Origin of the sequence: Pseudarthrobacter chlorophenolicus, from assembly GCF_000962805.1 — a bacterium.
Taxonomy (GTDB): domain Bacteria; phylum Actinomycetota; class Actinomycetes; order Actinomycetales; family Micrococcaceae; genus Arthrobacter; species Arthrobacter chlorophenolicus_A.
Genome location: NZ_JZTW01000001.1, coordinates 247,965 through 270,810, shown reverse-complemented (window position 1 = coordinate 270,810; position 22,846 = coordinate 247,965). Strand labels below are relative to the sequence as shown.

The 22,846-nt window shown below is 67.2% G+C and carries 21 protein-coding genes; 7 read left to right on the top strand and 14 right to left on the bottom strand.

What is annotated here, in order from left to right:
* Positions 1 to 50: 50 nt before the first annotated feature.
* A complete protein-coding gene (locus UC32_RS01190; RefSeq protein WP_045729460.1) occupies positions 51 to 1,268 on the bottom strand; it encodes an MFS transporter in 1,218 nt (405 codons plus the stop codon).
* Between the two features lie 65 nt (positions 1,269 to 1,333).
* Positions 1,334 to 1,759 (bottom strand): hypothetical protein, encoded by a 426-nt coding sequence (locus UC32_RS01185; RefSeq protein ID WP_045729459.1) that lies wholly within the window; start codon positions 1,757 to 1,759, stop codon positions 1,334 to 1,336.
* A 186-nt stretch (positions 1,760 to 1,945) separates the two neighbouring features.
* On the opposite strand from UC32_RS01185, the gene UC32_RS01180 reads away from it, so the two are divergent.
* Positions 1,946 to 2,311: a hypothetical protein gene (locus tag UC32_RS01180; RefSeq protein ID WP_045729458.1), complete on the top strand. Its 366-nt coding sequence runs from the start codon at positions 1,946 to 1,948 to the stop codon at positions 2,309 to 2,311.
* A gap of 154 nt (positions 2,312 to 2,465) precedes the next feature.
* Entirely contained in the window at positions 2,466 to 2,789 is a 324-nt protein-coding gene (locus tag UC32_RS01175; protein WP_015938013.1) for a hypothetical protein, read from the top strand.
* 134 nt (positions 2,790 to 2,923) lie between these two features.
* Here the strand turns inward: UC32_RS01175 and UC32_RS01170 are convergent, their stop codons facing one another.
* The 6 genes from UC32_RS01170 to aztB all read right to left on the bottom strand — a co-directional run bounded on the left by UC32_RS01170 (position 2,924) and on the right by aztB (position 10,032).
* Positions 2,924 to 4,702 carry a GGDEF and EAL domain-containing protein gene (locus tag UC32_RS01170; RefSeq protein ID WP_045729457.1) on the bottom strand — a complete coding sequence of 593 codons (1,779 nt, stop codon included), beginning with the start codon at positions 4,700 to 4,702 and terminating at the stop codon, positions 2,924 to 2,926.
* Positions 4,699 to 5,529, bottom strand: a complete 831-nt coding sequence (locus UC32_RS01165) for an alpha/beta fold hydrolase (protein ID WP_045729456.1) — start codon at positions 5,527 to 5,529, stop codon at positions 4,699 to 4,701. Before UC32_RS01165 ends, UC32_RS01170 begins: the two co-directional genes overlap by 4 nt.
* Before the next feature lie 149 nt (positions 5,530 to 5,678).
* On the bottom strand, positions 5,679 to 6,890 hold the full coding sequence (gene aztD / locus UC32_RS01160) for a zinc metallochaperone AztD (protein WP_045729455.1): 1,212 nt from the start codon (positions 6,888 to 6,890) through the stop codon (positions 5,679 to 5,681).
* A gap of 67 nt (positions 6,891 to 6,957) precedes the next feature.
* Entirely contained in the window at positions 6,958 to 7,935 is a 978-nt protein-coding gene (gene aztC, locus UC32_RS01155) for a zinc ABC transporter substrate-binding protein AztC (protein WP_152642527.1), read from the bottom strand.
* Positions 7,932 to 9,149, bottom strand: coding sequence for a hypothetical protein (locus tag UC32_RS01150; protein WP_045729454.1), 1,218 nt, complete (start codon positions 9,147 to 9,149; stop codon positions 7,932 to 7,934). Before UC32_RS01150 ends, aztC begins: the two co-directional genes overlap by 4 nt.
* Positions 9,127 to 10,032: a zinc ABC transporter permease AztB gene (gene aztB / locus UC32_RS01145; RefSeq protein WP_045729453.1), complete on the bottom strand. Its 906-nt coding sequence runs from the start codon at positions 10,030 to 10,032 to the stop codon at positions 9,127 to 9,129. The genes UC32_RS01150 and aztB overlap by 23 nt, the downstream gene beginning before the upstream one ends.
* A 47-nt stretch (positions 10,033 to 10,079) precedes the next feature.
* Here aztB and aztA point away from each other — a divergent pair, with 47 nt between their 5' ends.
* On the top strand, positions 10,080 to 10,733 hold the full coding sequence (aztA, locus tag UC32_RS01140) for a zinc ABC transporter ATP-binding protein AztA (protein ID WP_045729452.1): 654 nt from the start codon (positions 10,080 to 10,082) through the stop codon (positions 10,731 to 10,733).
* A 31-nt stretch (positions 10,734 to 10,764) separates the two neighbouring features.
* Here aztA and UC32_RS01135 read toward each other — a convergent pair whose 3' ends face one another.
* The 4 genes from UC32_RS01135 to UC32_RS01120 all read right to left on the bottom strand — a co-directional run bounded on the left by UC32_RS01135 (position 10,765) and on the right by UC32_RS01120 (position 14,102).
* Positions 10,765 to 11,169 (bottom strand): Hpt domain-containing protein, encoded by a 405-nt coding sequence (locus UC32_RS01135; RefSeq protein ID WP_045729451.1) that lies wholly within the window; start codon positions 11,167 to 11,169, stop codon positions 10,765 to 10,767.
* A 138-nt stretch (positions 11,170 to 11,307) separates the two neighbouring features.
* Positions 11,308 to 11,868, bottom strand: a complete 561-nt coding sequence (lepB, locus tag UC32_RS01130) for a signal peptidase I (protein WP_235423559.1) — start codon at positions 11,866 to 11,868, stop codon at positions 11,308 to 11,310.
* On the bottom strand, positions 11,865 to 13,475 hold the full coding sequence (locus UC32_RS01125; protein WP_045729450.1) for a multicopper oxidase family protein: 1,611 nt from the start codon (positions 13,473 to 13,475) through the stop codon (positions 11,865 to 11,867). The genes lepB and UC32_RS01125 overlap by 4 nt, the downstream gene beginning before the upstream one ends.
* 114 nt (positions 13,476 to 13,589) lie before the next feature.
* Positions 13,590 to 14,102 (bottom strand): hypothetical protein, encoded by a 513-nt coding sequence (locus UC32_RS01120; protein ID WP_045729449.1) that lies wholly within the window; start codon positions 14,100 to 14,102, stop codon positions 13,590 to 13,592.
* A 144-nt stretch (positions 14,103 to 14,246) separates the two neighbouring features.
* Between UC32_RS01120 and UC32_RS01115 the strand changes: the two genes are divergently transcribed.
* Complete coding sequence (locus UC32_RS01115) at positions 14,247 to 16,571, top strand: fibronectin type III domain-containing protein (protein ID WP_235423558.1); 2,325 nt, start codon at positions 14,247 to 14,249, stop codon at positions 16,569 to 16,571.
* A 138-nt stretch (positions 16,572 to 16,709) separates the two neighbouring features.
* Here UC32_RS01115 and UC32_RS01110 read toward each other — a convergent pair whose 3' ends face one another.
* Together UC32_RS01110 and UC32_RS01105 are read right to left on the bottom strand one after the other, a co-directional pair.
* Positions 16,710 to 18,119: a sensor histidine kinase gene (locus tag UC32_RS01110; RefSeq protein WP_052690496.1), complete on the bottom strand. Its 1,410-nt coding sequence runs from the start codon at positions 18,117 to 18,119 to the stop codon at positions 16,710 to 16,712.
* Between the two features lie 16 nt (positions 18,120 to 18,135).
* Entirely contained in the window at positions 18,136 to 19,488 is a 1,353-nt protein-coding gene (locus UC32_RS01105) for a BTAD domain-containing putative transcriptional regulator (RefSeq protein WP_235423557.1), read from the bottom strand.
* Positions 19,489 to 19,878: 390 nt separating this feature from the next.
* Between UC32_RS01105 and UC32_RS01100 the strand changes: the two genes are divergently transcribed.
* The 3 genes from UC32_RS01100 to UC32_RS01090 all read left to right on the top strand — a co-directional run bounded on the left by UC32_RS01100 (position 19,879) and on the right by UC32_RS01090 (position 22,749).
* Positions 19,879 to 21,429 carry a sensor histidine kinase gene (locus tag UC32_RS01100; protein WP_045729447.1) on the top strand — a complete coding sequence of 517 codons (1,551 nt, stop codon included), beginning with the start codon at positions 19,879 to 19,881 and terminating at the stop codon, positions 21,427 to 21,429.
* Positions 21,414 to 22,112 (top strand): response regulator transcription factor, encoded by a 699-nt coding sequence (locus tag UC32_RS01095; protein WP_045729446.1) that lies wholly within the window; start codon positions 21,414 to 21,416, stop codon positions 22,110 to 22,112. Before UC32_RS01100 ends, UC32_RS01095 begins: the two co-directional genes overlap by 16 nt.
* A 112-nt stretch (positions 22,113 to 22,224) precedes the next feature.
* Complete coding sequence (locus UC32_RS01090) at positions 22,225 to 22,749, top strand: hypothetical protein (RefSeq protein WP_045729445.1); 525 nt, start codon at positions 22,225 to 22,227, stop codon at positions 22,747 to 22,749.
* Positions 22,750 to 22,846 lie beyond the last annotated feature (97 nt).

Below are 22,846 nucleotides of genomic sequence, written 5' to 3'. Positions count from 1 at the left end.
ACTTTTCGTCCCTAGAATGCGGTTTTAGGAACGAAAAGTGATGGCGCACGTCAGTAGTTGCGGCGGTGCTTCAGGCGGGGAATGACGACGGCGAACACGGCCGCCGCCGCGAAGCCCAGGATGCCGGTGGCCGAGATCCCCACGCCCAGGGATGCAGCAGCGGTGACCCCGGAGAGCAGCAGCGGCCCGCCCGTGGACCCGGCGTCGGCCATGAACCGCCACAGTCCCAGGAACTGGCCGCGGCCGCGGTCCGGCGAGAAATCGGCCCCCAGCGTCATCACCAGCCCCGAACTGATGCCGTTGCCGAACCCGATCAGCAGCGATGCCAGCAGCAGCCCGGTGAACGAGCCGGTCAGCGGGATCAGCACCAGCGCCGCTCCCATCAGCAGCGTGGAGGGTACGGCGACGAACTGCCGGCCCTTGCGGTCCATGAGCTTCCCGGCTGGATAGAAGACCAGCATGTCGATGGCCCCGGACAGGCCGTAAATCAGCGAGGCGGACGTGGCGTCCATGCCCAGGTGGTCGGCCCACAGCGGGATCACCACCTGCCGCGAGGAACGGAGGGCGGACAGCAGCAGGATGCCGATGCCTACCGACAGGAAGACCCCCGCATGGGACACCGCAACGCTCCGGAGCGTGGGCTGCGGGCCGGGATTGCCGCCGTCGGTCGCGTCCGGAGCGGCCAGGTCCGGGATGGTAAGGGACAGCAGCGCGGCCGCCGCCATGGCCACCACACCCACCCAGTAGGCGCCGTTGATGCCGCCAAACTGCATCACCGCAGCGCCCAGGAACGGCCCGATGAACACACCGATCCTGTTCACGCCGCCCAGCGTGGAGAGCGCACGGGCCCGGAATTCCACCGGCACCGCCTCGGTGAGGTACTTCTGCCGGGCCAGGCCAAAGACGCTTCCGGACATCCCGACGACGGTCATCGCCACGGCGAGCAGCACCAGGCCGTTGGGCGCCAGGGAGGACAACCCGGCAGCGGCGAGCGCCAGCCCGGCGGCGACGGACGCGCCCACGATGGACCAGCGCTCCCCGAACTTCAGCGTCACAAGCGAGGCCGGCAAGTTGAAGAACCAGGATCCAAGCCCCATCAGGGTGACAATGAGGGCCGCCACCGCCACAGTGGCGCCAAGGTCTCGGGCGGTCAGGGCCACCACGGGGAGGATGGCCCCCTGCCCCAGGCCAAAGAGCAGGGTGGGTCCAAAGGCGGCCACCGCAATGCTGCGCAGGTTGAAGGGCTCGGAACCACCGGGGGAAGTCATCAGATTTATCCTATGGCGGCGCCCTCCTTCGTCCCGGCGCGCAACGTCGCGCCGCGCAACAGAAGCTACTGCCGGGTCCGGGGTGCCAGCCCTGCCAGTGACCGGATCAGGGCCACCACCTCCACCACTGCACCGATAACCGAGCCCACCAGTCCCAGCGCCAGGAACACCCGCACCACCAGTGGCCACCCGGACCAGCCATCGCCGAAATCAAAGGGAAAAACATCCCAGAGCCTGAGCAATGCGGCCATCCCGAAGCCCAGGACCACCAGGTTTCCGAGCGCCTGCAGGCCCCTTGACCGGACCACCACGAAAACAAGGTTCACGATGATGCCGGCAATGAGGGCTGCGTTCACGGCATCGAGGACGCGGGTCATGTCCGGAGCCAGGAACGGGACCATGCGCCAGCCGGGCCACATGTTGATGGCCCACAGCAGGACAGTATTGACCAAGGCGGAGCCGACGCCGCCGCTGCGGCTGGTCGAAGCCATGCCACCAGCGTCACATCGGGCCGCGGCGGGCCGGAAGTGCCGAAGGTCCCGCAGGGCGGACGGCACCGGAATACTGGCCGCCCTTTCCCCAGGCAATTAATCCAGGGGTCACAAATGGGTCGCGGAGGAGTACATTTCGCCTTAGGGGTGCTGTTCCGCGCCCCCAGCCAAGGGGAGGTCAATGTAATGGGTGAAGTGTGGATCCGCACGCTCGGCAACGGGCTGGTCCGGGCAGACAGAGTCACGGAAATTTCATCCACCCGCGGATCCCTGCACGAGGACCAGGGGTATTCGTTGAAGGTCATCGTGGACGGCAAGGGCCATGTGCTCATTGACGACGCAGACCTCCAGGGTTCCCTTGGCGATCGGCTGGAGTACGCCCGGCACATGGAGGACGCCCTGCTGCTTGCCATGGATGAGGCCCGCGAAAACGATAACTCGGTGGTGGTGTCCTTCGAACCGGAGCGGCAGCGCTGGTCCGCGGCCCCCGTTGCGGTGTTGACCGGCGGGCTTCCGGAACTGGCGGGCAGGGTCCCCGAAGCAGTGGGCTGACAGGCGGTCACAGGATCAGCATCGAAGCCTCCGGTAATAAATTCGTCAAACTGTTGCGTGCATCACATTCAACCCCTACTCTGTATGAGGCTGATGAAAACGGCCACGCAAAAAGCTGCAGCGTCGCAGCCAATGCCGGGGAAGGCTTTACATCTTGAACTCTAAGCTCCACATTGTTGTCCGTGTTGATCTCGACCACGCACGTGCGAAGGTGATTGCAAAGGGGCATATCACCGTCCACAGCGTCAACGCCCTTTATGTAGTAGCAAAACGGGCAAACTCCCTGAAGGAAGGGCTGGACCTGGAACTGGACATCTCGCAGGCCTTCGTGGATGAAGCCGCACTGGAGATGCTGCGGACCGCGTCAGAAACCCGACATCTTCCCACCAGGATCGATCCGCTCCAGGCACCCTGCACCATCAGTGTCCTGGCACCGCGCCGCAAGGTACCCGCCGCCGCCACCCGCCTGGCCGCATAGCGAAGACCCTGGCACCACAGAGCCCACGATTCGGGCCCGCGTGCCAGCCATTCCTCAAGTTCCGCCCCTCGCCCTGTCCCATTGCCGCTGAACCCACACATACGGGTGGCGGCTGAGGACGGGGCGACGTGCGTTTAAGGGCGTGCCCAGGTATGGGATGCCAGCCATTCCCTGAGCCGCCGCTCGGTCAGCGGCCGCGCGAAGAGGTAGCCCTGGGCGAGGTCGCAGCCCATGTCCTGGAGCGTCTGGGCCTGGCCGGAGGTTTCCACTCCCTCGGCTACGGCGCGGATTCCCACGGCGTGCGCCAGATCGATGCAGCTGCCCACGATCGCGGCGTCCCCGGTATCCAGTCCCAGCCCCATGATGAAGGACCGGTCAATCTTGAGTTCGTTGATGGGGAATTTCTTCAGGTAGGTGAGGCTGGAGTAACCGGTGCCAAAGTCGTCGACGGCGAGCCCCACCCCCAGGTTCTTGAGGGCGGTCAGTGATTCCACGGCCGCGACGGGATCGGACATCAGGGCCGTTTCGGTGATTTCGAGCAGCAGCAGCGCCGGGTCCATGTTGCGCCGCTCCAGCGCGCTTTCCACCATGTCCACCAGCCCGGGATCGTTGAGTTGCCGGGCGGAAAGGTTGACGGCAAATTCCAGTCCGGCACCCTGCCGGTCATCCCGCCGCAGGCTTTCGGCCAGCTTCAGGGTCTCGTCCAGCACCCACGCACCCAGCGGACGCACCAGCCCGGATTCTTCGGCCATGGCAATGAATTCGGACGGCGGGAGCAGGCCCCTGGTGGGATGCTGCCAGCGCACCAGGGCCTCCACACCGCTGGCCCGCCCCGTGTGCAGGTCAATCCGGGGCTGGTAGTGGACGCGGAGGGCGCCTTCGCCGATGCCGCGGCGCAGTTCGCCGAGGGCACGGAGGCGGTCCACCGCCGGGTCCGACGGAGCCGGCCGGTGCAGCTCCCAGCGGTTCCGGCCGCGTTCCTTGGCCCGATACATGGCGATGTCCGCACGGCGGATGAGGTCTTCAACGGTGTCGTCCCCGCCCTGGGCAACCGCGATGCCAATGCTGGCCGACGTGACGATCTCCAGGTCCTCGAGATGGATCGGTGCCGCAAGGACCTCCAGCAGCCGGGCGGCCAGGGCGGCCGCTTCCTCCGTCCCGGCCACCGCGTCTACCACCACGAACTCGTCGCCGGACAGCCGCGCCACCGCACCGGGCGCCTGGACAGCGGAGGCCAGCCGTCCCGCCACGGACACCAGCAGGTTGTCCCCGGCGCCGTGGCCCAGGCTGTCGTTGACCGCCTTGAAGTGATCCAGGTCGATGAAGAGGGCGGCCAGCGGATTCCCCTCACCAGGGCTGTCCGTTGCTGCTCCAGCCGGTATTGAACCAACCCGTGCCTTCAGGCCGGCCCGGTTGGGCAGGCCGGTCAGGGCGTCGTGCAGGGCCAGCCGCTGCAGTTCCTCCTCCGCGAGGGCCCGCCTGGCATCCGATTCCTCGGCGGCACGCAGTGCGGATACCAGCTCTTTCTCGTACAGCCGGCGTTCGTGGGCGCTGAAGATGATTACGCGGACGCTGTCCGGTTCCTGCCCCGTCGCCGCGAACCGCGAGGCCGAGAGCAGCGCCGGGCGGCGAACGCCGTCGGAGCCAATGATGTCCACGGCAATCTCGGACACCGAGCCGGTAATGCCCAGCTGCGGAATGCAGTGGGTGGCGTAAAGGATCTGGTCGCCCACCGGCATCAGTGATTGCAGCTTCATTCCGAGCAGCTTCGCCCGGCCGTAGCCGGTCCACCGCACGAAGGTGTCGTTGACCGCGGTGATGTGGCCGTCGTCGTCCGTGATGAGGTAGCCGCACGGAGCCTGGTGGAAGAGCGTCTCGAAATTGGCCACGGGCCGGCCGGCGGTGTCCGTCACGGCCGTGGATTGAGGTAGTGCAGGATGGCTGCGGCCGTGGCCTCAGGAGCGCTCACATGGGGGCAGTGGCCGGTTGCCATCAGCTGCACCAGGGAGCTGTGGCTGAGTTGCCGGTGGACGTAGGAACCCACCGCCGCCGGTGCCAGCAGGTCATCGGTGCACTGCAGGATCAGGCTGTCGCACTGGACCTGCGGCAGGACATGGCGGGTGTCGGAAAGGAACGTGACCCGGGCAAAGTGCCGGGCGATGGACGGGTTGGTCCGGCAGATGCTGCTGCGGAGCTCCTCTGCGTACTCCGGGGTGCCGGGGTTGCCCATGGCCATCGGCGCCAGTGCGTCCGCCCAGGCGAAGTAGTTGCTGTCCAGGGACTCCAGCAGCCCCTGGATGTCCTCGTCCGAGAACCCGCCCACGTAACCGTCGTCGGCGTCGTCCGTATATCTGGGCGACGGGGCCACCAGGATGAGCCGGGCGAAACGTTCCGGCTCGCGGGCGGCGGCGAGCAGGGCGATCATGGCGCTGACGCTGTGGCCCACCAGGACCACGTCGGCCAGGTCCAGCGCCTCACAGATCTCCAGGACATCGGTGGCGTAGCCATCCAGGGCCCCGTACTTTTCCCGGTCGTACGCCTCCAGGTCGGAGTGGCCGGCACCCACATGGTCGAAGAGCACCACCCGGTAGTCCTTGGCGAAGTAGGGCACCAGCCGCCGCCACATGTCCTGGTCGCAGCCGTACCCGTGGGCGAACACCATCACCGGCCCGTCCGCACGGCCAAGCGTGGTGACGTTGTTGCGGTTGGCAACTGTCTCTGCGGTGAGTTCTCCGAGCATGATCCGGCCCTTAGGTAGTCAGCAGGGTGGCTTCTTCCTCAGATATTAGTAGTGGCAGCCCCGGAACCAACCACAAATTTGGCGCAAGAGCCCTGGGAGCCGCGGACGCACCCGCCCGCGGCTCCCAGGGAACAGGCCCGGGTAAGCGCCTAGCCGGTAACCCCGGTCAGCTCGTTGGGCACTGTCTCCAGCGTGCCGGTACCGGTGACCTTTCCGGTTTCGATGTCGACGGCCGAAATGGACTTCGACGCCGGATCGGTCACGTAGGCGGTGTGCCCGTTGACGAACAGGGTGGGCCGGGGCTGCTGCCAGTCCAGCGGTTCCTCCCACGGCGCGGTCACCGGGAAGACGTTTTTGACGGCCGCTGTTGCGGGATCGATGACGTGCAGGGCGCCGTCGGTGCCGAGCACCAGCGCCTCCCCGTGCGCCCCCCGGCCCAGGGAACGGAAGCTGTAGCTGGTGCCCAGGTCCACCAAGGCCAGGGATTTCGTCTCGGTGTTGATCAGGGAGACGGTCTCCGGCCGTTCCAGTTCGGCGTCCTTGTCCTTCTTGTAGTCACCCAGGGTCACCGGCGATTCCTCCGAGCCGGCCTGGTTGCCGATCCTCCCGTATTCAGTGGGGCTCGCCAGTTTGGTGATGGCGCCGTCGGCGTAGATCAGGACGCCAGTCTGGCATCCAATGACCACTGCCTCCCCGGCTGCCGTGGCCTCACCGTGAACGCCCGGGCAGTCCTCGTTCCGGGCGATTTCCTTGCCGTCGGCATCCGTCACCATGATGCCGGGCCGCTCCTTGTCGTTCCCCAGGGTGAGGACCAGCTCGCCATTGGCAAGTTCGACGGCGACGCCATGGTGGGCTTCTTCGGCGCGGTGTGTTTCCACCCGGGGCTGTCCGGCGGCCAGGTCGGCGGAGTTGAAGACGGTCACCTCGCCGGTGCCATCGCTGAAGAGGATGGTCTTTCCGTGGTGGCGGACAACGTGGCCGGGCTTGGTGGTGGGGAAGACGATGTCCGTCATGGCGGGCTCCTGGGCGTAGTGCCTGCCTCCGTCGGTCCACGCCCCGGTGTCCAGGACCTCGAATCCCTTGGCAGTGGAGATGACCACGTGGCGGCCGTCGCCGGCAGGGTTGATCCGGTTAAACCCCTCCATGGGGAAGTCGGCCAGCACCTTGAAGGTTTCCGGGTCAAGGACCTGGATGCCGCCGTCATAGGTGGTGACGAGGCGCGGCGCTGCCGAGTCCACGGTGGCAGCCGGTGTTGGCGGAGGGCTGGCGGGGCTCGAGGCGGCGGTGCCGCAGCCGGAGAGCAGCAGGCCCGCGGCGGCCAGCACCGTCATCAGGCGGACGGGTGCGGTGCGGTGATACATGGATTGTTCCTTCTGTGTGGGTGGGGGGCTCCGTGACTGGAGCCCGGGTCTGTATGGTGGCGCCGGATCAGGCCAGGGCCTCTGTGATGCGTTCGGCGTTGGCGCGCATCATGCCCAGGTAGGTTCCGGCGTCGGACCCCTCAGGGCCCAGGGATTCGGTGAACAGCGGGACCACTGCGATATCCTCGCCGGCCTCGGCGGCCAGGACTTCGGCCAGCCGCGCGGGCTGCGACGAATCGGCGAAGATGGCCCGCACCCCGGCTGACCGGATTTTGCCCGTGAGGTCGGCCAGGTCCGTGGGGCTGGGTGAGGCGAGCGTCGTGCCACTCGGGATCACGGCACCCACCACCTCGAAACCGAACCGGTCGGCCAGGTACCCGAACACGTGGTGGTTGGTGATGAGTTTCCGCTGGTTGGGCCCGATGCCGGCGAAACCGGCCTCCATGGCTGCCTCGAGTTCCTGCACTTGCCCGGTGTAGGCGGCTGTCTGCGCGTGCACCGCCGTCGCGTCAGCGCCTGCCACGTGCTCGTTGACCGCCGCGGCAATGGCCTCCGCGGCCTTGGCCACCCGGGACGGGTCGGTCCAGAAGTGCGGGTCCGGAGCGCCCTGCCCGGACTGGGTGAAGGAGAGGGGCCCGACGGCGTCCAGCACCGGCAACGCCGGCACACCTTCGGCCTCGGCTGCTTTCACATGGTTGAGGACGTTTTCTTCGAGGCCGCCGCCGTTGTGGATGATGAGGGCCGCATTTTCGATGCCGGCGGCCTGCCGGGCGGAAATGCCGAACGAGTGGGGATCGGCATTGGCAGCCATGAGGACCACCACCTCGGCCTGCTCCCCCACCACGTTGCGGGTGATGTCGCCCAGGATGTTGGTGGTTACCACCACCGTGGGGCGGTCTGCGGCAGCGGTTGAACATCCGCCCAACGCAAGCCCCAGGCCGAATCCCAGCACCAGCAGCACGCCCAGCCGGGCCGGCCAGCCTGCTTTCCCGGCACGGTTCCGCCCGGCGGCCCGGTCCCGTCGCGTGGCCAGGATCCCCCTCACAGTCCGGTCTCCAGCACGATATCCGCAGCAGGAACGTCGAAGCTCCGTGCCACCCGCAGCCCGTCCGCGTAATCAATCTCGTGGACTGCGGAGCGCGCGGGGTCGCTTACGTAGGCCCGGGAGGTGTCCACCAGGACCCGGGGAACAGCACCTGCCGGGGTGGACGGGGCAAGCAGCGGAACCTGCGCCTCAAGGGCCCCGGTGGCAGGGTTCATGGCCAGCAGGGACCCGTCAACGCCGGCAGCCAGGACCCGGCGCCCATCGCCCACCGCGGAGGCAGCAAGCACGGGAACCGGTGTGGGCAGGAACGTCCACTTGCGTTTGGCGGCATCGAGATGCCACACCCCGGCGTCACCCGCCGGCCCGGCCAGTTCGTTGGACCCGGGGCGGTGTTCCAGGTGCGTGGCCGGTGGACGGCCGGCGCCGCCGTCGGGATAAGGAATCTTCTCCCCACTGAAGGTGCCGCCGTCCCCCCTCACCAGCAGCGCCCCGTCCGAGCAGGCGAACACGATGCCCGCCCTGGTGGCGGAATGGCCGGCCAGGCCCGGGCAGTCCTGCCGGCCGAGCACCACCGCATCGCCGGCGTCGCGCACTTCAACCCCGTTGGCGGCAGCGGAACCGGTGGCCACGGATGCCAGGAAATGACCTTGGTACGGCACCACCACGCCGGCGTGCGGGGTGGTGGTGATCCGGGCGGACTCCGTCAGGTTGCCGGCGTCGAGGTCCTTGTGGCGGTACACGGCGGCGTACCCGCCGGTTTCCGAGAACACCGCGATGGAGGTGCCATCCCCGGCCACTGCGCCCGCATCCGGTACCTGCAGCAGGCCAACGGACCCGGGCTCGGCACTGTAGTAATGCTTGTGCTCGCCGTGGTCAACGGTCCAAGCGCCGGTATCGAAGAGGTCCACCCCCGCTCCCGTGGCCATCAGGGCGTACCGGCCGTCGCGGTAAGCGGCATTGACAGGGCCTTCAGTGCCCGCGGCGGATGACTCACCGGTGAGGAGTGACAGCAGCTGCCCCTCCCCTGTGGCGGCATTGACGGTGAGCAGGCCGGTTTGCGGTTCGGAGTTCTCCTGCGCACCGGCAATGTAGCCGTGCGGTTCAGCGGTTTCCGGCGCGGATGCCGCGTCCGGGCCGGGTGCCGAGCAGGCGGACAGCAGGAGGGGCACCGCGAGCAGGAGGGCTGCGGTTCTAGGCGTAGTGGTGCGGGGCACGGGTTTCCTTTTCCGGGTGTGGGGTTGAAGGGACGACGGCGGCGGGCGGGCTGCGCCGCTGCGAGCCGGTTGGGCGGGTGGCGGCATGGCACAGGGCGGAGGCGAAGTAGGACAAGGCGGCAACCAGGGCGATGGTGGCGCCGGCGGCAGTGGACGCGTACCAGGAGATCCACAGCCCTGCCACCACGCTGGCTACGCCGATGAGCGAACCGAGGGCCATCACCGCCCTTACGGACCTGGCCCACACCAGCGCCGCCGCCGGAGGGGCGATCAGCAACCCGAACACCAGGAGCGTTCCCACCACCTGGAAGGAGGCAGCCACGGCAACGGTGACCATGCCGAGCAGCACTGCATGTGCCAGCCGGGGCCGCAGCCCCAGGCTCGCCGCCTTCTGCGGATGGAATGTGGCGGCCGCCAGGGCGCGGTGGGAGAGCGCGGCCACGGCCAGCACCAGGCAGCCGACGGCGGCGAGCAGCGCCACGTCCTCCATGCCCACCGCCAGTACGTCACCAAAGAGCGTGCCGGTGAGGTCCACGGCGAACGAACCGGAGGCGGACACGATGATCACGCCCAGCGAGAGCATGGCCACGAACAGCAGGCCGATGGCGGTGTCCTGGGAGACGCGCCGGTTGCGGCTGATCGCGGCGACTCCGGCCGCCGTGGCCGCAGCGCTGAGCGCCGCACCCAGGAGGAGGTTGCCGCCCAGCAAGGACGCTATGGCGATTCCGGGGAGCAGCCCGTGGGACATAGCGTCGCCGAGGAAGGCCATGCCGCGCACCACCACCCACGTACCCACCACGGCGCAGAGGACAGCCACCAGGCTGCCGGCCAGGACGGCGCGCTGCACGAAGGAGGCGCCAAGGGGTTCAAGTATCCATTCCATCGCCGCCACTGTATCTTAATAAGAATCATTATCAATAAAGGAGGAGCATGGACGCCGTTAGGTTCAGCAATGTGGGATACGCCTATCCGGACCGGCAGGTGCTGGCGGGCGTCAGCCTGGCGTTCGCACCGGGGACGCACACCGTCCTGACCGGGCGTAACGGCTCAGGAAAGTCCACCCTGCTGGCCCTGGCCGCCGGAGTGCTGGCGCCGGACAGTGGCGCCGTCACCACCCACGCCCGGCCCGCATACGTCATCCAGCACATTGAGGCGCCTGGCACCATGCCGTGCACGGTACGCCAGGCGGTGGAGATGGGGCGCTGGCCGCACCGCCGGGGGCGTCCGCTCCGTGCCTTGGACCGCCGGGTGGTGGCGGACAGCATGGACCGGATGGGGATCATGGAGCTTGCCGGCCGCCAGCTGCGCGAGCTTTCCGGCGGGCAGCGGCAGCGCACGCTGATTGCCCAGGGGCTGGCACAGGAATCCCCCATCCTCCTCCTTGACGAACCCACCGCCGGGCTCGATGCCGACGCCCACCGGCTCATCCGGGCCGCCGTGGCGGAAGAGCTGCGGCGTGGCGCCACGGTCCTGGAGGCCAGCCATGACGCGGCGGACATCGGCCGGGCGGACCGCGTGATCACTGTGTCCGGCGGACAAGCAACCGAAGCGGGAGCTTTGGAGCGGGACTCCTCACAGCTGTGAGTGAGAGCGCGGGTTGAGGGGCCGGGGCCTGCTAGGACACGGCGGCGAAGGGGGACGCCTGCAGGTGGTCGATGGTCCGCATCGCACACCGGTTGACCGGCGCGTAGAAGGCAACTGCCAGCTTGGGAAGCCTGATGGTTTCCGCCTCGTACGCTGGTCCCCGGAGTTCCTCCTCAAGGTCCAGCATCAGGCCCGCCAAACGCTCCGCGCCCACCATCTGGCTGGAGACCTTCAGCGCACGGGCCGCCATAAGGGCGTCCGCTGTGTCAGCAGTGGACAGGGCAAGCCGGAGCCTGTCCACCCGGCGAGGCAGTCCCGCAATGAAGTCGGCCACGAAGACCTGCCGGCACCCATCGCCCTGCTCGCGATCAAGCTCCAATTCAAGAAGGAATGCCTTGTCCACAACAGGGGGCCTAGGGTTTGCGGGGATTCTCATGTCCGTCCTTCCGGGCTGCGGTGCCGCCAATTTCAAGCAGGCTAATCACTGCGGATTGGGGTTTGCTTGGCGGCAGAACTGCGCGTCTTGGGAGCCAAAGGTTCCTCCAAGGTGGTGGAAATTCCGTGCCCCATGGAGCTACTTCCCGCCGGTCAGCAGGGTGCCCTGGATGGCGGTAAGGGGCACGGACCCGTAGTCCCGTGAATCAACGGACACGCCCCTGTTGTCGCCCAGGACGAAGATGCTTCCGGCCGGGACGGTCACGGGGCCGAAATACGTGGCGTCGATGCGGCTGTGGTCAATGAACGGCTCATCAACGTGCAGGCCGTCCACAAAGAGTTCGGCGTCCCGGATGGCCACGCTTTGCCCCGCCACCGCAATGACCCGTTTGATGGCCACATGGCCGTCTTCCGGGCTTGTGAAGGCCACCACCATGCCGCGGTCCACCGTGCCTGGGGCCGCAGCAGGTTTGTACATGAGCACCACAGAGCCCCGGGCAATGGCAGGTTCCATGCTGTCCGACGAAACAGTGAAGGGCTCCACCAACCAGGCCCGGGCGCCCAGCAACGCCAGCGCCGGGAGCAGCGCCAGCACAATGCGGCGGGGAACGCGCCGGTCTGTTCCCGGCTGCCGCAACCACCGGCGGTGGCCGGGCTTTCCACCCCGGCCGCCGCCCGTCGTCGTGCGTTGTGTGGTCAATCCTCTTCGTCGTCCCACTCGGCTTTAGCGGCCGTCATGGGATCGTTGACGTCCAGGTCCGATTCCTTGAGGCCAACCCGGAACTGGACCATCATGTCGTGATCCTCGTGGGGCAAGTTGTGGCAGTGCATCATATAAAGGCCCTGCTGGGGGGTGAACTTCATGAGCAGCCGCACCTTTTCGTCTTCTCCCACATAGACCACATCCTTAGGGCCGCGTTCGTGCAGCATGGGCGGCTGGCCGTTGCGGCTGAGGATTTGGAAGTCCACCAGGTGGATGTGGACCGGGTGGAACCATCCCCCCGATTTGTTTTCGATTTCCCAGATCTCCACCGAGTTCAGCGCCGGGTCCGCTGCCACCTTCTTGTAACCGCTGGCAATGACGTCCTGCCAACTGTCATCGTTGATGGTCCACATGTTGGTGACATCGTTCCGCTTGACCCGGAATGAGCGGGTCTTTACCGACTGGCTCGCCTTGAGCGACATCGCTTCGCTCCCCGCCAGGGTGGTGGGGATGCGATTCCAGGTGGGGTCCGTGGTGTCCACCGGCTCATCGGTGACATCGAAGGCCATGATCTTGTTGGTGTAGTCGTAGTCCACGTTGTTCTTGTTGGACAGGTTCCGGAGCTCGATCCGCTGCCCGGTCTTGTACTTCCGGAAGTCGATCAGCACCTCGTAGCGCTCCGCCCCGCCGTGTCGGTAACTGGTCACGCTCTGGGCTGTGGGAACCAATCCTCCGTCCGTCCCGACCACCACCAAGGGATCGCCGGTGCTGAGGGTAGGCCGGAGTGAACGGGAGATGGAGGCGTTGAGGATCCTGAACCGGTAGACGCGCTTCTGGACCTTCATCACCGGCCAGGGCTTGCCGTTGACCAGGATCACGTCCCCCCAAAGGCCCGAATGGGTGTTGTCGTCGTAGCCCAGCGACCCGTCGGCGGCGAACATGACGTCGTTGACGGTCAGCGCCACATCGTAGCGGCCCTGCGGGAGCAGCTGGCGTTCGAGCGGATCGTGCATGTGGTACTGCGCCGCGAGGCCCGAGTACGCATTCAGGGCCGTGAAGTGGACGCCGTGGTCGTGGTACCAGAGGGTGCGTGCCGGCTGGAAGTTGGGGTAGTGGTAGTCCTTGTAGAAGCCCGGGTGCGTGATGTCGGAAGCGTAGCCGTCGTACTGCGGCAGCGACGCCGAGCCGTGCAGGTGGGTGGACGTGGACAGGGCATGCCCGTCGAGCGCGTGCTGGGCGGGGAGCTGGTTGCGGACCCGCAGCACCGCCTTCGTCCCCTGGTCGAGGCTGATGGTGGGCCCGGGAAAGATCCCGTTGTAGCCCAGGATCGGCGTGGTGAGCCGCGGAAGGATGTTGGCTGTGGCCGCTTTCTCCGTCACTTTGTAGTAGTTGACCGGCAAGCCGTCGGCAGGATCAATGCCGGTGGCGTAGGGCGCAAGGAACGGCGCCTGGACAAAGGCGGACTGGAACGGACGGGGCATCTCCTTGTCACTGAGCCGGCTGGCGGACTTCGCTTCCACGGACCCCGTGGGCAACATGGCGGCTCCCGCCCCGAGGACTCCCAGTCCTCCGATCAACAGGACCTGGCGGCGTGAAATGGACATTGGCTGTCTCCTTTGTTCAATAACCAGACTGTGCAGGGGCCAGCTTGGGGATTCCCTGCCCGGATTGCCTGGTTCTTGGAAAATCCATGGAAGTCCCGCAGCTGGCAGGACGGTTCACTTGGCGCTGCGGTGGTGTCCTGCCCCGAGTGACAGTCCCGGCCCGCCGGGCAGTTCCAGGGTCAGGTCGATGGCGCGGTCCGGGAGCTCGAACACCAGCGTGGCGTTCACGCTCTGGCCTTGCGGGACCAGGGCCGGGGCCGGCGTGGCCCAGACCGGCTTCCAGCTGCCCGTGCCCAGGGCCGAAACGGCATACCGGGACGGGTCGAAGGAAATGCCGTCCTTCTCCATGGCTGTCAGTTCCACGAGGATGCGGACGCGGTGCATTTCCCCGTCCGGCGGGCTGGCGAGTGCTGCCGGGGCTGATGGGGGCGCCCAGCCGTCGGCCTCGAGGGGTATGACCCCGTTGATTCGTCCCAGCCCGCCGTCGAGGCTTCCTGAAGCACCCAGCATTGCCGGCGGTGTCCGCGGCGCAGCAGTCACAATGCCCGCCACGAGGGTCCCCACCAGCGTGAGGAGGATGAGCGGGACAAGGACCCGGATGCGCCTGATGGTTGCTGTTGATGCCATGCCGGACAGTGTTCCCGGGGTTTCTAGGGAACTCCTTGGGGTCCGGCGGGGATCTGTTGCCGGCCGGCGTTCCCCTGGCGGATTCCACCACTCCGGGGTGGCGTAACCAGCGTTTCCGCAAGGTCACGTTCCTACCGTCAGGGCATGCGCGAACACCTTGCGCAAGCACCCAGGATCAGTGAGGTTCTCATGAAATCACCACAGCACGAACCGGGAGGGCCGCGGTTCCGCGCCAGTTACGGCAGGGCCGGCACCATTGCCGGCGTCTCCGCCTTACTCTGCGCCACGTCCCTGATGGCCATCCCCTCCGCCAATGCGGCCGTCCCCAACTTCCCGGACAACCTTGTGGTCTTCCCGGACCGGGACTTCATCACTATTGAGGGCTACCAGGACCGCGTGGGCCAGACCGCGCTGGTGGAAGTCACCCGGAAGGGGGCCGGAGTGATCGGGTCCGCCAAGGGCGTGGTCACCGCCGGGGACGTGGCCTTTGAAATCAACCACCCCGGCGGATACTGCTGGGGCGCCGGCACCGGGCTGAACGTCACCCCCGATATCCAGCCCGGGGACGTGGTTTCCATCAAGTTCAACGGCGCCGAGGCAGGCGCCACCACGGTCCAGGATGCCTACGTCACCGAGCATTCCTCCCTGTCCGGCACCACGCTGACCGTCAAGGGCCATGCCGGAGCCGGAGTCAACCCCGCCCAGATGGAGCAACGGATCGTGGAGCCGGCCCTCAAGGACACCAGTGTGGGCCGCCGAGACGTCCGGGCGGTCCCCGGACCGCTCACTGCCGAAGACGGTTACAGCTCCAGCCTTACGTTTGGCACTGACGGCACGTTCACGGCAACCTACGAGTTCAACGATGCTGCCACTGCCGAGATAGCTGCCGCCGCCTCCGGCGAGCGCGCCATGGCGTGGGAAGTCGAGGACGCCGACGCGAACCGCCAGGGCCTGACCATCGCCGAGTTCGGCGAGCTGGGCGGCCCCGGAATGGGCGGCTGCCCCAACGGCCCGCTGCAGTCCGGGCCCGCCGGGCCTACCAACGTCAAGGTGGCCACAGTGGGCGGCGACCTGAAGGTCAACTGGACGCCGGCTCAAGCAGTCCCCGGGACCCCCGCCATCACCGGGTACCGCGTCACCGCCGTCGGCCACACAGTCACCGGCCGCGAACAGGCCGAATCCGGCGTGCGCATCAGCGACCCCAAGGCCGCCGGCACCGCCATCAAGGGGCTCACCTCCGGCGAGGAGTACGACGTCTATGTGGTGTCCGTGAGCAGCGCGGGCGAGACGTTCCCTGCCGTTCCCTTCATCCCGGAGACAGACACTACGCTGCCCACCGTGACCGCTTCGCCTAATGGCGGCACCTTCCCGACGGCGCAGGAGCTGACGCTCACCGCCAGCGAACAGGGCAGCGACATCTACTACACCTTGGACGGGTCGGACCCTGTCGGCAGCGGCAGCGTCGCCTCCGAGGGAGCCATCTTGTACAAGGACCCGGTCCCTGTGACGGCAACCAGCAAGTTCACTTACGCGGCCATCGACCCCTCCGGGAACGTCTCTGACAAGGGCACTGTGGAGTTCACCATCACCAACGACCCCGTACCGGCCGCACCCGCCTTCACCGGAGCCCCGGTGGCCGGGAAGGGCACGGCCACGGTTTCCTGGACGGCACCCAATCCCGGTGCTGAAGGCCTGACCATCACCGGTTACACCGTCCAGGCCTACACGGCAGATGGCGCCGCATTCGGATCGGCGAAGAAGGTGGCCGGGGACGTGACCAGCCTCGTCTACGACGGCCTCGCCGGGGACACCCAGTACCGCTTCACGGTGCGGGCCGGCAACAGCAACGGCGACAGCCCCGAATCCGCCATGAGCGATCCGGTGACTGTCCAGGGCGATGTTGTGGCCAGCGCCGGACCCGACCAGAACGTTGCCCGCCGCACCACCGCAACCTCTGTAACGCTTGACGGCACGGGTTCCACCAGCGCAGGCGCCACGTACCAGTGGCGGCAGGTGCAGGCTGGCCCCACCGATCCTGACGGGGTGACACTGACCGGCAGCACTACGCTGCAGCCCACGTTCAACCTGCCCGTGTTCAAGTACCCCATGACCAACAAGCCGCTCACCTTCGAGCTGGCGGTCACGGCAGGCGGCGTCACCAAGACCGATGTGGTCACCGTGACTCCGGTTCCGGACCGGGTTACCGCGACCGGTCAGTGGAAGAGCAGGGACTTCCGGGTCAACGGCACCAGCAGTGCCGTGGGCGGGACGGTCACCGTCCGGGTTGGCGGCCCCGGTGGAACCATCATCGGCACGGCACCGGTAACGGCGGCCGCGGCACCGGAAACCGGCGGCGTCTTCACCCTCCGCTTGCGGGATGGCGGCGCACCGGCAACCAATCCCGGCAACATCTGGATCGAATCCACGCTGGGTGGCACGGCAGGACCCATCACCGTGGCGAACAAGTAATACCGGCTCAACCTACAGGCAGGTCCGGCGTCTCCCGCCCAGTGCGGGGGACGCCGGACCTTTGTTGTGGCACCGGCCCTTGTGGGGTCACGCGTCCTTGTGGCGGCACGGGGCTGCATGCAGCCACCGGGCAAAGTGCTAGCTGGTTTCTGCTTCCATGGCGGGGTTGCCATGGCGGCTGGCAGGGTACCGGCCGGCCCACCGGACCGTGGGCGTGGCAGCCCGGAACGTCGCCGTGACGAATGTTCCCCGGCCTGGGGCCGAACGGATGTGGAGGGTTCCCCCGGCCTGGTGGACGGTGTCTTTGAGGATCCGCAGGCCAAAATGGTCTTCCCGGTGTGCGGTGCGGGGGTTGAATCCCTTGCCATCGTCCGAGACTGTGATTTGGGTGAGCTCGCCGGATTGGCGGATCTGGATGTCCACAGCTGAGGCCCCGGAATGTTTGGTGGCGTTGACCAGCGCTTCGCGTGCCACGCGGTAGGCCAGGACCGCCCGGTCCCGGTCCAGTGAGACCTGGTCCGGGATGCTGGCGGTGAAAGCGATGCCTCGTTCCACCAGGGGTGCCTCCAGCCGCATGATGGATGCCTTCAGCCCCAGCTCTTCCAGGTCCGGCGGATAGAGTTCGCTGGTCATGGCGCGCAGGGCCCTGATGTCGCGCTGGAGCATGGTCCGTGCGTCGGCGAACACCTGCCGCTGGCCGGGTTGGCCGCGGCGCTCTTCCGATTCCAGGGCATAGGCCAGCCCGGACAGGTTCTGGATGACGTCGTCGTGCAGTTCACTGGCGATCTGGCGCCGTTCCTGGTCCGAGGCCTCGATGGCGCAGCGCAGCAGGGCGTTGCGCTGCGCCTGGTGGAACTGGATCCGCTTGGCCAGGCGGACCGCCGGGATCAGCAGGACCAGTTGCAGCACTGCCAGGGACAACAGCACGGGCGGGATCATGCTGAGGAGGACCGCTTGCTGTTCCGCGCGAACGGCCGCGCCCGAGGAATACGTTTCGAAGATCATCGGCGACCCGTCCTTGGCGGCGGAGCGGACGTAGACCTCCACCAGTTCCCCGGACGAGGCCTCAAACTCGTTTTCTTCAGCCGTCTGGGACTCGACAGTGGCCGTGGCCGGCCCGCCGGCCAGGAGCAGCTCCGCCCATTCCTCCTGTTCGAAGTCCTCCCCGATCAGTGACGGGACGTCCGAGTACACCACCTTGCCGTGCTGGTCCCACACCTTGATCCTGGTGACGCCTCCGTTGGCCAGCCACGGCGCCACCCGCTGGTCCAGTTCCTCCACGGCTGCGGAGTCCAGGGCGAGGAGCTGCGGGGTGATCAGCGGGCCAACAACGTTGTCGGCCAGGCGTTGGGTGAAGTCCCTCGCGTTGGCAAGGGCGTGCTGTTCCGCTGCATCGCGGATCCAGAAAGTCACCGGCGTGGCCACCAGGACCAGCGCCGCGAAGCCTGCTGCGAGGAACCTTGCCACAGCCATCCGCACCTCGCGCCGCTGGATGACCTCCGGCGCAACATCGGAACTGCCGCGGACGCCGCGGCGAAAGGCATTCACGATCTGCTGCCTGCGGTCAGGCAGCAGATTCCGGCGCGGATGCCGGTGAGGTTCCCAGCCGCGCCACCAGTGACGGGTGCACAATCATGTTGCCAGGACGGGCGTGCCGGAGCGCGTCCAGCATGACGCCCAAGGCGCCGTCCTTCGGCAGGAACCCGCAGATCCCCATGCCCGCAGCCTCCCGCAGTGCTTCCTGGGAGGGATTGCCGGTCAGCATCACCACCCGGGTTTGCGGGGCCTCGGACAGGATGCGTTCGGCCGCGTGCAGCCCGGAACCGTCGGCGAGGTGCAGGTCCATGATCACGACGTCGGGACGCAGTTCCCGGAACATTGTCACCGCCGATTCCACGGACTTGGCCGCGCCCAGGCTTTTGAGGTCCGGTTCCCGGTCCAGCGCGCCGGCCAGCAGGTCGGAGAAGATGGTGTGGTCGTCCACGATCAGGATGCGCAACCGGTCAGCAACCGGCGTGTCCGTCTCCGCCGCGGGTGCAGCCACAGGACGGGCATCGCGCGCCGGGCGGGGAGCAACACTGGTCTTGGCAGCCACCGCCGGCTCAGCCGTCCGCTCCAGGAGCCGCGCCTGTGCCTGCTTCAAGGCAGGAGACGGCGTGCACCCCAGCTCGGCGTCCATGATCCTTCGGCAGCGTTCGAAGGCACGCAGGGCCTCATTGTCCTGCCCGTTCCGTTCAAGCCCCAGGACCAAAACGTTCCATCCGCGTTCGTTGAGGGGATCCTCATTGGTGGCCGTCAGTCCCCACGCAACAGCCTTGTCGGCTTGTCCCAGGGCAAGGGCGCATTCCGCGGCCTGGACCCGGGCCAGTGCAACGCGCGCCGTGTGCAGCGCCCTCTCCTCCTCGGCCCAGGCAGGGAGGAGTTCATCCCCCAGGAGCGGGGCGGATCCAAGCTCCAATGCTTCACTGAGCAGTGCAAGCGCGGCCGCCGGGGCGGCGTGGCTGGCCTTCTTGGTCAGCGAGTCGAAACGGTCCAGGTCCAGGTCCACCAGGGAACGGTCCATCGCGTACCCGCCGGTCACTGTCCGCAAGGGTCCCGTCCTGCCCGATCCGGGCTGCAGGTTCCGGCGCAGGACGCTGACATAGCTTTCCAGCGTGGGAAGGGCAACAGCCGGATGGTTGCCGCCCCACAGCAGCTCCATGATGCGGGTCTTGGACACCGCCGAGCCGAGATTCAGGAGCAGGATCTCGAGGACCTGGCGGGGTTTGGGACCGCCCAGGTCATTGGCGCGGAGCTCTACATCCCCGCGCCGGATAGTCAGGGGGCCAAGAACCGAGATGCGGAGCGCCGGCGTCGTCGACGGCGCTCCGGATCCCGAACTCATCAGCCCTGCACCCATTTCCAACGTAGCCACCATGAATCCCCCGATACGTGATCGAACCTTCCGCGTTAATTCCAGTTCCCGGGCAAAAGTCAGACAACAGTAGTAGGTACTCACATCAGTTTTCCGGTTTTCCGCCCGACTACTTGGGCCGCCGGAAGCAGGTACTTGGCGCCCCAGACCGCCCCGCCGCCGCCGGACGGGAACCGGGGCGAGGTCCGCACCATATTTCCGCAGGTCAGAGCGGTGGACAGTCGGCACCGTGAACATTGGGGAAACCCTAGGTGGTCCCCCCGGTCCGCGTGCCGCCGCTGTCAAAGGAATCCCCAAGCGGGTCCCCCTAATTTGGCAGGAAGACGGCACCACAGCGCGGTATGACGAACCCGCCCTCCGCAGCCGCCAGCCGGAAAAGGATTGGAGACGCCCATGAACCTGCGTAGAACCCCCGCCTCTGCCCCTTCCAGCAGGTGGGAGGCAGGTCTCCTGGTCCGCTGGTGGCGGGCGATCTCGGCATCACTCCGGAACTTCCGGTCAGGCCTGAGGACCGTCCGGGTCAGGGTCCTCACCACGGTGCTGGCCTTCCTCGCGGTGGGGCTGTTCGTTGCCGGCACCACTACGCTTGCGCTGGACCTGCGGGACCTCAACAGCCGGGTCAGCGAAGACCTCCTGCACCAATCGGCACGCCTCCAGGACATCGTGGACCAAGGCCTTGCCGGCGGCGCCCCCTACCCCTCGCTCGATGATCTGTTCACCGTTTTCCTGCGCGGCGGCACCCTGGGCCGGTACGAGTCCGTGATGGCGAGCATTGCTGGAGGGGACACGTTCCTGCCGGCCGGAGCCCAGGCGCGCGACCTCGGCCAGCCGCAAGTACTCGAAACAGCGCTCGCCGTACCCCTGGACGGCAATACCGCCCTGCGGGATGTGGTCATGGACGGCCACCTGGTGCGGCTGGCCATCACCCCGGTGTCCTTGGGCGGGGATTCCCCGAACGGCGTGCTCGTGGCGGGGAACGAAATCGGGCTGCAGCGGGAGCAGATGATGGCCTCCTTCGGAACCTTCGCCATGGTTTCGCTGGCCATCCTGCTGCTTGCCGGCGCGGTGGGGTACGCCGTCACCGGACGCCTGTTCGTCCCCATCCGCCGGCTGCGCCAAGCCACCGAAACCACCACCTTCGAGGACGTGAGCAGCCGCGTATCGGTGCCGCCCGGTGACGACGACGTCTCGCAGCTGGCCACAGACTTCAACCGCATGCTGGACAGGCTGGAGGTGGGCATCGAGGACCAGCGGCAGTTTGTGGACGACGCCAGCCACGAGCTGAGGACGCCGCTGACCATCATCGGCGGCCACCTACAGCTGCTGCAGCCGGCAGATGCCCTGGACGTCGCTGAAACGCGGGTGCTGCTCCTGGAGGAAGTGGACCGGATGCAGTCCCTGGTCAACGAGCTCCTGGTCCTGGCCCGGAGCGGCCGTCCGGACTTTGTCCGGCCCGACTGGATCGATGCCGATTCCTTCCTGGAAGCCGCCATGGAGCGGATCCGCGTCCTGGGCGACCGGCACTGGCAGATTGAACAGCTTCCCGGCGGCTGGTTCCGGGCGGACCGGAACCGCCTTACCCAGGCCATCGAGCAGCTGGCGGCTAATGCCGTGCACTCCACAGAGCCAGGTGACATCATCTCCATTGGCGCGGCATGGGTGCCGGCCGGGGACGGTGCATCCGAGCAGCAGCATGAACCCACGATTGATATCTGGGTTGCCGACACGGGGTGCGGCATCGGCGCCGCAGACCAGGAACGGATCTTCGACCGGTTCGCCCGGGCCGGCGTCTCCAGGGGCGCCGAGGGCTCCGGACTGGGCCTGCCCATCGTCAAAGCGATCGCCGAGGCACATGGCGGCTCAGTGCGGCTGTCATCACGGGTCAACGTGGGCAGCAGGTTTGTCCTCTCCCTTCCGTCAGGAACCTCGTGGCTCGCATTCTGATCGCCGACGACGAGCCACGGATCGCCGCCTTCATCGCCAAGGGCCTCACGGCGGCCGGCTACACCACGTCCTCCGTGGAGGACGGCATCCGGGCATTGGACTACGGCAGTTCCGGTGAGTTCGACCTGCTGATCCTGGACATCGGGATGCCGCGGATGGACGGCTTCGGCGTGCTCTCGGCCCTCCGCGCCATGAACTGCACCATCCCGGTCATCGTGCTGACGGCACGGGATTCCCTTCCGGACACGCTGGCAGCGCTCGACGGCGGCGCGGACGACTACATGAGCAAGCCGTTCCGTTTCGAAGAGCTGCTCTCGCGCATCCGGCTTCGGCTGCGGGACGCTCCGGCAGCGCCGGCGGCCGCGGCCCCAACAAGCGGCGACGTCAGCCTGGACGTGGACCTCCGCTGCGCCATCGTCCGGGGCCGCACGGTGCCGCTGTCTGCCCGCGAGTTCGCCATGGCGCGGGCGTTCGTGGAGAACGCCAGCAAGCTGCTGAGCCGGGAACAGCTGCTCAGCCGGGTCTGGGGCTACGACTTCGACGGGTCCTCGAACGTGGTGGACGTCTACGTCGGGTACCTCCGCACCAAGCTGGGGCCGGAGCACTTCCAGTCCGTCCGGGGAGCCGGCTACCGCTTCACCCCTGTCCCGGCCGGCCCCACAAGGCCCGAGCCAGCACCGTGAACACACTGAATCACAACCCTGAACCATGGATGAGAGGTCTCTCATGGAAGATTCATTCCCCTTTCACAGCGGCGAGGAAGAGTGGTGGAACCATCAAATGAAAGGAAGACCAATGTCCAAGCTGTGGTACCTCCCACTCGCCGCCGTCCTCGGCGCTGCAAGCCTGACCGTCTGGGCACAGGCGAATGCCGGGCCGCCTCCCGCCGTCTCCCCCGGCGTCGTGGTTTCCAATGTTGATTCCGGGAGCAAGCCGGCTACGTTCGAAGACTCGCCCAAGCCCGACGATTCGTCGCCGGTGCTGGCCACTCCCACACCGACCGCCAGCATCACGGCGGTGCCTGAGCATACGCCGCAGACCCAGATCGTTCCGGCCGAGCCGTTGACCCTGCCTCCGGTCCAGGTCACGCACGCCCCCGGTCCGGTGGACGACAAGGGCGGCCTCCGTGCACCGGGCGTCTCCGACGACGGCCCCACCCACGACCTCAACGATGACAAGGGCGGGCTCCGTGCACCGGGTGTGTCCGACGACGGTCCCACACACGACCTCAACGATGACAAGGGCGGGCTCCGTGAACGGGAGGCATCCGACGATGGCAAGGGCCACGATTCCAAGGACGACAAAGGCGGTGACCGCTAGCGTTCCTTGGAATCACCAAGCTTTTCCCTAGAACGGTGCTCCACCATGGCTTTGCGTAGCCGGCTCAACTGGGAAGCCGGCGCTACTGGGGAGCAGT

Bases quoted from the DNA above. Each gene is read 5' to 3' on its own strand.
- UC32_RS01190 (WP_045729460.1), bottom strand. From the start codon at position 1,268: ATGACTTCCCCCGGTGGTTCCGAGCCCTTCAACCTGCGCAGCATTGCG.
- UC32_RS01185 (WP_045729459.1), bottom strand. From the start codon at position 1,759: ATGGCTTCGACCAGCCGCAGCGGCGGCGTCGGCTCCGCCTTGGTCAAT.
- UC32_RS01180 (WP_045729458.1), top strand. From the start codon at position 1,946: ATGGGTGAAGTGTGGATCCGCACGCTCGGCAACGGGCTGGTCCGGGCA.
- UC32_RS01165 (WP_045729456.1), bottom strand. From the start codon at position 5,529: ATGCTCGGAGAACTCACCGCAGAGACAGTTGCCAACCGCAACAACGTC.
- aztD (WP_045729455.1), bottom strand. From the start codon at position 6,890: ATGTATCACCGCACCGCACCCGTCCGCCTGATGACGGTGCTGGCCGCC.
- aztB (WP_045729453.1), bottom strand. From the start codon at position 10,032: ATGGAATGGATACTTGAACCCCTTGGCGCCTCCTTCGTGCAGCGCGCC.
- aztA (WP_045729452.1), top strand. From the start codon at position 10,080: ATGGACGCCGTTAGGTTCAGCAATGTGGGATACGCCTATCCGGACCGG.
- UC32_RS01135 (WP_045729451.1), bottom strand. From the start codon at position 11,169: ATGAGAATCCCCGCAAACCCTAGGCCCCCTGTTGTGGACAAGGCATTC.
- UC32_RS01125 (WP_045729450.1), bottom strand. From the start codon at position 13,475: ATGTCCATTTCACGCCGCCAGGTCCTGTTGATCGGAGGACTGGGAGTC.
- UC32_RS01120 (WP_045729449.1), bottom strand. From the start codon at position 14,102: ATGGCATCAACAGCAACCATCAGGCGCATCCGGGTCCTTGTCCCGCTC.
- UC32_RS01115 (WP_235423558.1), top strand. From the start codon at position 14,247: ATGCGCGAACACCTTGCGCAAGCACCCAGGATCAGTGAGGTTCTCATG.
- UC32_RS01105 (WP_235423557.1), bottom strand. From the start codon at position 19,488: ATGGTGGCTACGTTGGAAATGGGTGCAGGGCTGATGAGTTCGGGATCC.
- UC32_RS01100 (WP_045729447.1), top strand. From the start codon at position 19,879: ATGAACCTGCGTAGAACCCCCGCCTCTGCCCCTTCCAGCAGGTGGGAG.
- UC32_RS01090 (WP_045729445.1), top strand. From the start codon at position 22,225: ATGTCCAAGCTGTGGTACCTCCCACTCGCCGCCGTCCTCGGCGCTGCA.